Genomic DNA, 14,169 nt, shown 5'->3' on the forward strand with positions numbered 1-14,169 from the left:
CCATATGAGAACTAAGCCCTTTTCTGTACTGAAAACCACCCTGTACCTGCTCTTCATGCTCTTGTCGGCATTGAGGTCGTACGGACAAACAGATGTTACCATCGGTTCCGGGACCGGTTCAAACGGCGGTACTACCTATCCGGCTCCTTTGCAGGATTACTGGGAAGGTAACCGTGCGCAATACCTTTACAAGGCAAGCGAATTAATAGCCAAAGGCATAGGCCCCGGTTTTATTAACGCTGTTAAGTTTAATGTCACAGACGTAAATGGCTGTGGTACGATTGAACAGTATACAGTAAAAATATCGGCTACGTCCACAGCTTCGTTGAGTGATGTAACCTGGGAACCTTCCGGAACAGTGATCTATGGTCCGGTTGATTACCAGCCGGTGGCTGGTTTGAACAGCTTCCCCTGTACCCCGGCATTTTTCTGGAATGGTGTGGATAATATACTGATAGAAGTTTGCTCCGGGGACCCTAATAACCCTACAGGACCTATACAATATACCAGTAACGCAGTGGTGGCATGGACAGAGGGCTTATCTTTCAATGGGTCCAGTACCTACAAAAATGATAATGAAGGGAGTCTGTGCAGTACGATCGAACCTGATAATAGCGGGAATATGGATACCCGCCCTGATATCGTTTTCAACTGGACCCCGGCTCTTGCCTGTACAGGTACACCTAATGCGGGAACAGCTGTCACCAGCGTTTCCAGTGTGTGTTTGAATGAGAACTTTACCCTGAGCCTTACCGGTGTTACCGTGGCTTCAGGGCTTAAATATCAATGGCAGTCTTCTCCGAATAATACTACATGGACAAATATCCTGAACGATACAACGGCGGCACTGACCACCACACAGCTGGCAAGTACTTACTACCGCTGCGTGGTAACATGTAGTGCAAGCGGTGCTACGGCTACATCTACTGCCGTACAGGTAACCAGTCCTACACTGGTATCAGGAACGTTCACTATCAATAAAGCATTACCTACAGGCAGTGGCAACTTTGCTTCATTTAATGATGCCTATAACTATATCAAATGCGGTATCAACGGACCAGTAGTATTCAATGTCGTTGCAGGCTCCGGCCCATACAACGAACAACTGAACATAACCCCTGTTCCGGGTGCTTCCGCAACAAACACTGTTACGTTTAATGGTAATGCAGATACACTTGCTTACTTATCGACCAACAGTAATGAACGTGAAGTAATCAAACTGAATGGTGCTGATTATATCCGTTTTGTAAACCTTGTGATCAATGCGAAGGGTAGTGCAGGAACTGAATATGGTTTTGCCGTACAACTGATAAATGATGCAGACTTTAATAGCTTCACCAACTGTACCATCCTCAGTAATACAACTTCTACTTCTACCAACTTTGCAGGTATTGTGATCAGCAGCAGCGCCAGTTCTGCTACCTCAACCGGTGCTCCCAGCTGTGATAACAACATCTTTACGGGTAATACCATTATCGGCGGTTACTATGGAATGACCATAGTTGCCAGTTCAACTGCATCAAATGCAAATAACCTGATTTCCAATAATAAATTCCGTGATTTTTATAATTACGGAATGTACATACAGGGAGCCTTTAATACCAATATTCAGAACAATACGTTCAGCAGACCTGCCCGTACTTCTGTGAGTGATTTCTATGGTATTTATATGACAGGACTCAGTACGAAGGTGAATATGAATGCTAACCGTTTTACTGATCCGTTTGGAGGGGCTTTAACCAGTACGAATACTTTCTATGGGATTTATTTAACAAGTGTGGACGCGTTGTCGCAACTGGAAAACGTGGTAAGCAATAACCTGATGTATAACCTGTCCGGAAACGGAAGTGTATATGGAATTTATAATTCCAGTTCGGATAATGTATGGTATTATCATAACACGCTTTCACTGGATGGTGCTACTACTGCATCTACTTATGTGACCAGGGGTTTTTACCAGACTTCCTCTGCTGCAGGTATCAATTTCATTGATAATCTTATCACGATCACCCGTGGCGGACCAGGCACTAAACACGCGATCTATTTTGCCAGTACCAGCAGTGTGATCGTTTCAAATTATAATGATCTCTTTATCAGCCCTACAGTAACAAATGCCTTTACAGGATATAACGGAAGCAATCAGGCTACAATGGCCAACTGGAGAACTGCTGCGTTGCAGGATGCTAACTCCATTGCTACCAATCCTATCTATGCAGATATTACTACCGGCAATTATGCTCCTACCAGTGCTGCGGTGAATGACAGGGGGACACCCATGGGTATCCTGGCAGACATAAATAATGCCACCCGTAGTACCACTACGCCGGATATGGGTGCGTATGAATTTACGCCTGCAGTATGTACGGCTCCTCCGGTAGCAGGTGCTGCCGCGGTTAACATCACACCTGTATGTGCGGATGTACCGGTATCACTGAATCTCAACGGTAACTCAATGGGACTTACGCAAACCTATCAGTGGCAATATTCAACAACTGCTACCGGTACGTATACCAATCTGGGTCTTCCGATTAATTTCCCTGATACGACTATCAAAGCAACCTCCACATTATACTACCGTGCAGCAGTGACCTGCGGTACCAGTACCACCTATTCTGATCCGGTGCTGTTAACCGTAAATCCTGCCCTGCCTGGTAATACATATACAATTGATAAAAATGCGCCGGCAAGTGCACTTAACTTCGTAAGCTTCAATGCTGCGAAAGCTGCCATGGAATGTGGTATCAGCGGACCGGTGATATTTAATGTTGTTGCGGGCCGTACTACTTATGAAGAACAGCTTTCGCTGGATTCAATAAGAGGGGTTTCTGCGATCAACACAATTACCTTCCTGGGTAATGGTAATACCATCCATTTCAGCTCATCGAATACGGATGAACGTGCGGTAATCAAGCTGAAACATTCGGACTATATTACTTTCGATAGTCTGACTATTGATGCCAGAGGTACAGGCTCATACGGATATGGTGTTCAACTGATCAATTATGCAGACAGTAATACCTTCCGCAGATGTAATATCATCACCAGCACAACCTCTACTTCTGATGCTTACGCAGGTATTGTGATGAATGCTTCTGATAATGGTGCTGATTTTACCGGTAGCACCCGTTGTACCGGTAATACTTTCAGTAATAATACTGTTACCGGTGGTTACTATGGTGTAACAGTGGTGGGTGGTGATAGTGACCCGATCATCGGCAACCGCTTTACCGGCAATACTGTTAAAGATTTTTATATCTATGGGTTCTACCTGGAGTATCCTTATAATACGCAGGTTCGTGGTAACCTGATTACCCGTTCTACGCGTACCAGTGTATCTACCTTTGACGGAATTTATGTAACTGGTCAGAGTGGATTACTGAATATCTCCGAAAACAGGATTACCAATCCTTTTGGTGGCATTCCTACCAGTACCAATGCCTTCTATGGTATCGCCTTTAGCTACTCAGATGCTCCAACAGGAGCTACTAATATTGTATCTAACAATGTTATCTACAATGTCAATGGTCAGGGTTCTTCTTATGGTATCTACAATGGTTCTTCTGCCAATGCTTACTATTATCATAATACTATCTCTATAGATAATAATAATGGCAGTTCTACCTTCAACACTTTAACAGGATTTTATCAGAGTGGTACTACCAGTGAACTGAAGTTCATCAATAATATCATTACCGTCACGGCTCCGGCTCTCAGTGCGAAATATGCGATGTACCTGGGATCAACTGGTACAGAGATCGTGGCCAACAATAATGACTATTATGTGAAGGGTGGTGGTGCCGCTAATACTAATTACACAGGTTATTTTGGCGCTAATTATGCAACCCTGGCAGATTGGAAGATAGCTACCAGTCAGGATGCTGCTTCTATAAGCATGGATCCTGTCTATGCAGATTTGCCGAATGGTAATCTTGCTCCGGTAATTGTACCACTGGATAATACCGGTGTGCCTGTAGGTATCACCAATGATATCCTGGGTGTAACAAGAAGTACGACCAAACCTGATATCGGTGCTTATGAAATAGATATACATCTGTGTCAGACACCACTCAATCCTGGTACAGCTGTAGTTACGCCTACTTCGGGTATTTGTCTGGGCAAACCAATTACACTGGACCTGACAGGCAATACACCTGGTGGAAGACTGACCTACCAGTGGCAGTCTGGTTTTACCACAAATGGTCCATGGATCAATATCACTGATACAATGTATGTATCCCTGTTCAAAACAGAACTGGGCATGAATAATTACTTCCGTTGCCGCATCGTATGTAGTGGTACGGATACCGCCTATTCAACAGTTGCATATGTGAATATGAATGCACCGTTGATCAAAGGCGTTTACACGATCGATCCTGCAGGGTCCGGTTCCAGGAACTTCACTTCATTTACAGCAGCAGTGCAGGCCATGGAATGTGGTATAGCTGGTGAAGTGATTTTTGAAGCAGTACCTGGTACATACACAGAACAGGTCCGTATGCATAAAGTAGGAGGGGCTTCAGATACAAGTCGTATCACCTTCCGCAGTCAGAACGGTGACCCTGCTTCTGTTATACTTACTTATCCGACAACGGCCGCACTCAACTATGTATTAAAACTGGATAGTGCCAGTTATGTAACCTATAAAAACCTGACGATTACAGCGGCAGGTACTACTAGCGCAAGAGTAGTAGAACTGGCAGGTACAGCAGCTTATGACAGCCTGTTGTATAATAAGATAAACATGCCGGCCACTACTGCTAACAATACAAATATAGTTGGGGTATATGCTAATACCTTCCCTGGTAAGAATATCACCATCGCAGGAAATACCTTTACCAATGGCGCCAGCGGTATCTGGTTCTCAGGTCCGTCAAATACATTGTTAGCTCCTTCACTTGTGATAGACAGCAACACTGTGAACGGCGCTTACGTGAATGGTATTTATGCCCTGAATACGACCAGTATATCTGTTACCAGGAATACAGTTAACAGAACTGCCCCACTGGCAGGTACTTCTTATGGCATTGCTTTAAGCTATGGAGACTCTGCTTACCGTGTTACACAAAACAAAGTGAACATCAGTACTACTACTACTACGGTATATGGTATTTACATGGAGTATTGTGATGCTACACTGGGTATGCAGGGACTGGTAGCAGCCAATAAGATATATGCAACAACAGGCAATACCGGTTCGCTGTATGGTCTGGATCTTTATTATTCCAGCAATAATACAACTGTCAATAACGTAGTGGGTATAGCTACCTCCGGTAGCAGCTCTTATGCTTTGTACAGTTATCTGAACAACAATGTCAATTACTACAATAATACCTTCCAGAGCAGCGCTACTTCATCAAACAACAATGTAGCCGGATACTTATACCATACAGGCGCCACCTATAGTAATATCAGGCTGCGTAATAATATCTTCTCTCATTTGGGTGGAGGGTATGCTTTACTGGTGTATTCACCTGATTTCATCAACAGTGATTACAATACACTGTATACTTCCGGTGCTACGCTTGTAAGAAGATCATCTACAGCTACTAATTTTGCTACTTTAGCCGACTGGAGAACTGCATCCGACCTGGATATCAGCTCTATCGTATACAAACCGGCATTTATAAGCAATACAAATCTGGCACCTGATGTCAACAATCCGGATGTATGGGCTATACATGGCCGTGGTGTGCAGGTAACAGGTAATGATCATGATATCAATAATCAATATCGTCCTGTTACACTGGCAGAAGGTGTACCTGATATGGGAGCCTATGAGTTCCTGCCAGCGGTTGAACCTTCATTGTTACAACCTGTACCGTTAGCGCCTGCTGCAGGTACTACACAACGGTTTATGTTTGGTACAGATACCGTGGCGAAGATCACCTGGTCTCCATCTGCAGCCGTACCAACAGATATCGCACTGAAGAGATATTCCGGTATCAGGCCGCCTAAACTGGCAGCGGGCAGAGAGTTCATGTACTTCTATACGGATATGGATGCGAACGGACCTGGTGGATACAATTTTGATCTGCAACAATTCTATGTGGGTTCATGGCAGGGTACTATGGATAAGGAAACGAGTATCCGCCTGGGAAGAACTGATACAGATTCTGTATGGCAGGTGAATGATAGCAGTACAGTGGATATTACAGCGAATATCATCGCAGATACTTCATTGAAATATATCGACAGATTTACCGGTCTGAAAGGAAATCTTCCTGATAAACCTACTCTGCCGGCTATGCCAGACAGTTCCAACAGAGGCACCCGCTTCTGGGTGGGTTACGGTCATCACCAGTTCTTTGGTACTGATAACAGTCAGAGTATGGTGTTGTACCTGAGTGCCGATCAGCTGTCGCACGTAACAGTAAAAGTAAACGGTACCTCATGGAAGAAAGAATACACGGTAGCTGCCAGAAATGTACTGGTGACGGATCTTATACCGAAGAATGGTTTAAGTGATGCGCGTCTGCTGGTGGAAGGTCTTTCCGATAAAGGTATCAGTATAGAAAGTGATGCACCGATAGTAGCTTATGCACATATTTATGGAAGTGCATCTTCCGGTGCAACCATGTTATTACCGGTTGGGACTTATGGATATGAGTACTATGCACTGATGTCCCGCCAGAGCTATGGCAGTAATGACAATACTTACTCATGGTTCTATGTAGTAGCGGACAATGATAATACAATGGTAGAGATCACTCCTTCAACGCCAACGTTGAATGGCCGTCCTGCGGGAGTACCGTTTACGATTACACTGAACAAGGGAGAAGTTTACCAGGTACTGGGTGCTATCAAGTCAAGTGCAGAAGGATATGACCTGTCTGGTAGTAAGATCCGTTCGATCTCTAATGCAAATGGTAAGTGTTATCCTGTAGGTGTATTTTCCGGTAACAGCCGTACTTCATTAAGTTGTGATGGTATGTCTGGTACCTCCGGTGATAACAATATCCAGCAGAACTTCCCTTCACAGGCATGGGGTCAGCATTATCTTACCGCACCTACTTCCAACAGTGAAGATGCTACACTGTTAGCCACAAACATTTATCGTGTAATGGTGAAGGATACTTCAACTGCAGTATTCCTGAATGGAAGAAGAATGAGAGGTCTGATAAATGCCCGTTACTATCAATATGAGAGTGGGACAGCGGATTATGTGGAAGCTGATAAACCTGTTACCGTGGCACAGTACCTGTCTTCTGAGGGGGCTTGTCCTAATACAGACGGAGACGGAGATCCGGAGATATTCTATCTCAGTCCGATTGAACAGGGTATTAACAGTGTGGGATTATATCGTAACAACGTAGAGTCCATCAATGTAAATTACCTGACATTGATCACGCCAACATCAGCATTGCCTTCTCTGATGATTGATGGTTCCAATACATACGATTATTCATATGCTCATCCAAACAAGAGTGGTTATACAGTAGTGGTAAAACGTTGGTTGGCCGCCAAGGCACAATGTATCGTAACCAGTGATTCAGCCTTTACCGCTATCACTTACGGATTAGGTAGTGTAGAAAGTTATGGTTACAACGCCGGTACGCTGGTAAGGGACCTGAACATGAAAACGACCTTCAGTAATACTTACGATTCAAGTGGTACTCCAAGCAAGTATACATGTGCTAAGACACCATTCCGCTTTACTGCTATGCTGCCTATCAAACCTACTTTACTCAAATGGGAGTTAAGCCAGGTAAATAACCTGATACCAGGAGCAGATGTTACACAGACTAACCCTGTACCAGTGGATTCGCTGGAAGCAAACGGAAAGAAATACTACAAATACAATCTCATCAGTGATTACATGTTCACTACTCCGGGTACTTACTACATACCATTGCAGATGAGTCATCCGGATATAGAAAGCTGTAATAATACTTCTGAAGTGATACTGGAAATAAAAGTGATCAGCGCACCTCTGGTAGACTTCAGTATAGATTACTCCGGTTGTATCAGTGATGAAGCCATACTGGATGGCCAGGTTGTTACAGAGAACAATGCCGCCATCAATATCTGGAAATGGAATTTTGCAGACGGTACCAATGCGTATACACCACATGTCACCAGGAAATATCCTGCCGCAGGTACCTATGTGGAAGAGCTGCATATTATTACCATTGCCGGTTGTATCGGTGATACTTCAAAACAAGTGGTAGTAAATGATCCGGGTAGTGCGAAAATGGTGAAGGATACCATCACGGTTTGTTATGGAGCGAGTGTCACCTTCAGCGTACAGAACCCTGATCCGGCACTGACATACAACTGGTATAATGCCGCTGTCAATGGTGCACTGCTGGGGACCGGTACAAGTTTCACTGTACCATCTGTTGTCAGCAAAGCCATCTATTATGTAGAAACTGTAATGGGAGGTTGCCCTGGTAGCAAACGTACGCCGGCTACAGTGCTGGTACTACCAGTGATTGTTAGTCCTGTGGTGACAGTTGATTCAGTCGGCGTGAACGCTGTCCGTTTCAAATGGGATGCTGTTAACGGTGCAACAGGTTATGAAGTATCTACAGATAATGGTGTTACCTGGACAACGCCTTCTTCCGGACCTCTCGGACTGGAACATATAGTTACCGGATTAAGACCAGTACAAACTGTTACACTGATCGTTAAAGCGAAAGGTTGTAATGATAAAATATCTGATCCGGCATCTGCTGTAACCCTCACCGATGGTATTTATATCCCTAATGCCTTCTCACCAAATGGCGACGGCTTGAATGATGTATTGCAGGTGTATGGTGCTATCATAAAAGAAGTACACTTTATGATCTTCAACCAGTGGGGTGAGAAAGTATTCGAAACCAATAACCAGTCAGTAGGATGGGATGGCTATTACAAACGTAAAGCACAACCTTCCGGTGTATACATCTATGTATGTAAACTGAAACTGCTGGATGGTACTGAGGTAGACAGGAAAGGTTCCGTTAACCTGATTCGGTAAGCTTAAAATTTGCAGATCATGGAAAATCCTTTAAAAAATACATTTGCTTGCTTGTGCTCTCCGCCTTATGGCGGGGGCACTGGTAGCAAATCCCTCTTAATAACTTTATTATTACTGATAACCGGTATTTCAACATTTGCACAGGACCTGTCTAACAAAGGGAAGGATTTCTGGGTAAGTTATGGTCACCATGAATTCATGGAGCCGGGGCAGAATAACAGTCAGGAAATGATCCTTTATCTGAGTGCAGAACAAGCGGCTCAGGTAACGGTAACGATCGACGGAACTACATGGACCAGGAGTTACAGTATTCCTGCGAATACAGTAATCCCAACAGAATTCATTCCTAAGGCAGGTGCTTTTGATGCACGCCTGTATTCTGTACCTCCTGCTTTTGGTGGTACAGGTGGTGAAGGTCTTTTTACAAGAAAAGGGATTCATATTACAAGTGATGTACCTATCGTAGCCTATGCACATATTTTTGGTAGTGCCTCTTCCGGCGCCACAACGCTGATGCCGGTAGAAACATGGGGATATTATTATGTGTCACTGAACAGTGAGCAGAATTATGCAAGTGACTGCTTCTCCTGGATGTATGTAGTAGCTGATCACGATAATACACAGATAGAAATAACGCCTGCAAAATTGACCCGTAACTCGCGTCCGGCGGGAGTACCCTTTACAGTCACATTGAACAGGGGAGAGGTATACCAGCTGGTAGGTGCTTCCAGTGGCAGCGCAGGAAATGAGCTGACAGGAACGACTGTCCGCTCTATTGCCAATAGTGCAGATACCTGTTATCCTGTAGCGGTATTTTCCGGCAGCAGCCGTACTGCTATCGGTTGTGTGCCAGGGACGGGTGGTAGTGGTGATAATAATATGCAGCAGGTCTTTCCTTCACAGGCATGGGGTAAACGTTATTTAACAGCGCCTACTTCAAATGATGTTGCTGCCAATAATCTGATGACCAATATTTACAAAGTAGTGGTGAAAGATCCGACTACTATAGTAAAAAGGAATGGGGTACAATTACCATTGAGCAGCCTGATAGGAAATTCCTATTATCGTTTTGTAAGTGGTACTGCTGATTATATTGAATCAGATAAACCTGTCCTGGTAGCACAGTTCATGTCTTCCGAAGGGGCCTGTCCCAATACCAATGGCTTAGGAGACCCGGAAATGGTGTATCTGAGTCCTGTGGAACAGGCTATTAAAAGAATAGGTTTTTATCGCAATACCAGGGAATCTATCAACGTGAACTATCTCACTATGATTATTCCTACAGGCGGGCTTCCCTCTCTTCGTATTGATGGGGTGGCGAATGCCTATACTTACAGTTATCCGCATCCTAATCTTCCTGGTTATTCTGTGGCCGTGAAAAGATGGGTTGCTTCACAGGCACAGTGTATCGTGTATAGTGATTCCGCCTTTACAGCAGTGACTTATGGTCTGGGTAGTGTGGAAAGCTACGGTTACAATGCAGGTACGCTGATTAACAATCTGAATGCACTGGGTGCTATACATAATGAACAGGATACTTCTTCTACCAAGAATGCTTTTACATGTACAAAAACACCGGTAGAATTATCTGTGCTGCTGGCTTATCAGCCTACTAAAATGGTATGGGTGATCAACCCGCTGGGAACTGCTATTACTCCTAATGCAGATGTTACAGTGAATGCACCGGTAAGCACCGGACAGGAACTTGTGAAGGGCGTACCCTACTATAAATACACATTGCCAGGTACCTATCAGTTTAGTAATACCGGAACTTATGATATCACGATTATAAACACGCATCCCAGTATTGAAAAATGTGACCATACAGAATCGGTGAAGATCACAGTGGCGGTGCAAACCAAACCACAGGCAAATTTTACATTTACACATACCGGTTGCGCATTGGATACGGTATATTTTACAGGTAACCCAAGTGGTAACGGATATAATATTGATCGCTGGAAATGGAGCTTCCCCGGTGCTGTATTGGATAGCGGACAAAATGTAAAAAGGAAGTTTGCTGCGGGATCGCAGAACATACAACTGAAAGTAATTTCCAAAGAAGGATGTGTCGCAGACACGATCATTCCTATTACAGTGTTTGCTCCTCCGGTTGCCGATTTTACTACCTCAGTAAATTCATTGTGTGAGGGTGGCGAAGTAACAGTTACGGACCAGTCTACTTTTGCCGGTACTGCTCCGGTGAATGCCTGGTACTGGGATTATAATAATGGTACTACATTGAATGCTGCTTCTGCTGCTGCACAAAAGACAAATTACAATAGCTATGGTACTTACAATGTAAAACACGTTGTAAAGGTGAGCAGCTTATGTGTCAGTGATACGGTAAGCAAAGCCGTAACAGTGTATGCCAATCCAAGATTAGGATTTACTTATCCCAATGATTGCCTGGCCGTAGATGGTATAGTACAGTTTAACAGTACAACAACAGTACCGGATGCACAGACATTAAGTACCTATGCATGGGACTTCGGGGATGCCGCGGCAACACCTGCGAACCCTAATACTTCAACACTGGAAGATCCGCAACATACTTATACTTCATTCGGCACTTACAGTATTAAATATAAAGTGACAACAGATAAAAGCTGTTCAAAAGATACGACTGTATCCGCTACGTTTAAACTGAAACCAAGACTTACTTATACGGCATTATCTCCTGTATGTGTAAATGATAACAGTATCCTTACCGTTGCGAAGGCCAGTGTTACAAATGGCGTTACAGGTAACGGTATATACAAGGGACCAGGTACCAGTGCCGGCGGAACATTCAATCCTGCTGCTGCAGGTGTAGGTACACATACTTTGTGGTATGTATTTACATCAGGAACAGGATGTATAGATTCGGTATCTTCTACTATTACTGTAAATCCTAAACCTGCTGCCAGTTTCACAGCCACTGATAATGTGTGCCTGGGGCAACAGGTAGCTATTGCGGACCAGTCAACTGTTTCCGCGGGTAGTATTACTTCCTGGAAATGGTTGCTGGGTGATGGTACAAATGAAGTACACACCGATAATTCAGCGTTTAATAAAACCTATACTGCATGGAATACCTACACTGTTAAACTGGTAGCGGTCAGTGATAAGAGTTGTGTAAGCGATACCGCTACCAGAACAGTGTCCGTGCATCCATTGCCTGTGCCTGACTTCGCATTGCCCACCGCTATATGTATGCCGGAAGGGAAAGCTGTTTTCACCAATGCAAGTACTGTTCCGGATCATTCAACATTATCTTATGTATGGGATTTCGGAGATAACACGGCTACAGGTATCATTGCTTCTCCTACTCATATCTATAAGAGTACGGGTCCGTTTACAGTTAAACTGACAACCACTTCACAGTATGGTTGTGCAGGCAGTAAATCGCAGGTGCTGGATGCATTCTTTACTCAGCCGGTAGCTGGCTTCACGGTATACCCTGATACTTTATGCGAAGGCACTGATAATACGTTCACTGACCAGAGTACAGATGCTGATAATAATATCAAAACATGGGCATGGCAGTTCGGTGATGGCTCCGTAGCTACCGATCCAAACCCTGTGAAAAGATATAGCGTTCCCGGTAACTATGATGTACAGCTGACAGTGACCAACGGTGCAGGATGTATATCCGATCCGTTTACAGGAAAAGTGATCGTGTACTTACAGCCGGTGATAGATGCAGGACCTTCCTTCATCGTTCCGCAAGGCACACAGGTACTGTTCAACCCAACGGCCAACGATTCTACAGTACTTACTTTCCAGTGGTCACCTCCGGATGGGCTTTCCAATGCCGGTATATTAAGACCGGTACTGTCAGCGATGGAAGACCAGGTGTATGTACTTACAGCTACCGGTCTGGGACACTGTACGGCAAGCGATGAACTCTCTGTAAAAGTATTCAAACCGGTAAAAGTGCCGAATGTGTTTTCTCCTAATGGCGATGGAATCAACGACCGCTGGGAGATCCCTAACCTGGCAGATTATCCCGGTTGTACAGTAGAGATCTTCAACCGTTACGGACAAAGAGTATTCGGTTCTACAGGGTATGCTACTCCATGGGACGGTACCTCTAACGGCAAGATGCTGCCATTGGCTACTTACTATTATATCATCAAGCTGAAGAATGGATTTCCTCCATTATCAGGCGCAGTTACCATACTACAATAATCCATGTAAATATTTACCGCAATGAGAACTACCATCATTATCATCCTGCTCTGGCCACTGTTGCTTACCACAGGTAATACAGCAAACGCACAGGCCGACCCGCACTTCTCCCAGTATTACGTGTACCCCTCCTGGTTAAATCCGGCCCTTACCGGTGCGTTCGACGGCAATTACCGCCTGGCGGCTATTTACCGTACCCAATGGGGAAATATCAGCAGCCCCTTTTCAACCTATGGTGTTGCTGCCGATTTCACTACCAACAAGCAATTCAACTTCGGTGTCAGCGCATTGAACCAGAGTGCCGGAGATGGTGGATATAACTATACTACCGCTTATGGTAGCGCTTCATATACAGGTGTACGCTTTGGTGCCAATGAAACACACCGGTTGGTATTCGGTTTACAGTTTGGATTGATTCAACGCCGGTTCGATGCTTCCAAACTCACCTTTGGTGACCAGTGGAATCCTGTTACCGGTTATAATCCGGGTACACCAAGCGCAGATGGCTTCAGCAGAACTTCTGCTTCTTCATTTGATGCCGGTGCAGGTGTATTGTATTATGATGCAGAACCGGGAAAGAAATATAATGTCTTCGGTGGTTTTGCGGTATCGCATCTTACCCGTCCTACTGACCAGTTCAGCGCTAACGGAGATGCCCGTTTCCCTATGCGTTTTACAGGACATGCCGGTGTTAAGATCGCATTGAATGAGGTTTTCAGTGTAACACCTAACCTGTTGTATATGCGCCAGGGAAACGCAGAAGAAAAGATGCTGGGTGCATATGGACAAATGTATGTTACACCTACTACTGATTTCTTACTGGGCCTTAACTACAGGATCAAGGATGCTATCACTACCCATGCGGGGTTTACCTATAGGAACTTTACACTGGGTGCCAGCTACGATATAAATACTTCACAACTGAGTAAAATGGTCAGAGGCTCTAACAGTTTTGAGATCTCTCTCATTTACATCGGAAAGAAAATATTTAAAACGCCGGAAGTAGAATTTGTTTGCCCAAGACTGTAAAAACATCA

The 14,169-nt window shown here is 44.4% G+C and carries 3 protein-coding genes; all 3 read left to right on the forward strand.

Features of this window, described 5'->3' with window-relative positions; all coding sequences use genetic code 11:
• The first annotated feature begins 4 nt into the window (after positions 1-4).
• Genes GO495_RS11285 through GO495_RS11295 form a run of 3 tightly spaced genes read left to right on the forward strand, consistent with a single transcriptional unit; the run spans position 5 to position 14,161 of the window.
• The gene (locus GO495_RS11285; RefSeq protein ID WP_157299774.1) at positions 5-8,959 is read left to right on the forward strand and encodes an Ig-like domain-containing protein; all 8,955 of its coding nucleotides are present in this window, start codon (positions 5-7) and stop codon (positions 8,957-8,959) included.
• 18 nt (positions 8,960-8,977) lie between these two features.
• Positions 8,978-13,132, forward strand: coding sequence for a PKD domain-containing protein (locus GO495_RS11290; protein ID WP_157299775.1), 4,155 nt, complete (start codon positions 8,978-8,980; stop codon positions 13,130-13,132).
• Between the two features lie 21 nt (positions 13,133-13,153).
• Entirely contained in the window at positions 13,154-14,161 is a 1,008-nt protein-coding gene (locus tag GO495_RS11295; protein ID WP_157299776.1) for a PorP/SprF family type IX secretion system membrane protein, read from the forward strand.
• Positions 14,162-14,169 lie beyond the last annotated feature (8 nt).

Source organism: Chitinophaga oryziterrae, from assembly GCF_009758125.1.
Lineage (GTDB): Bacteria > Bacteroidota > Bacteroidia > Chitinophagales > Chitinophagaceae > Chitinophaga > Chitinophaga oryziterrae.

What these genes read in the sequence shown, in the direction of transcription:
- GO495_RS11285 (WP_157299774.1), top strand. Translation starts at nt 5, where the DNA reads ATGAGAACTAAGCCCTTTTCTGTACTGAAAACCACCCTGTACCTGCTC.
- GO495_RS11290 (WP_157299775.1), top strand. Translation starts at nt 8,978, where the DNA reads ATGGAAAATCCTTTAAAAAATACATTTGCTTGCTTGTGCTCTCCGCCT.
- GO495_RS11295 (WP_157299776.1), top strand. Translation starts at nt 13,154, where the DNA reads ATGAGAACTACCATCATTATCATCCTGCTCTGGCCACTGTTGCTTACC.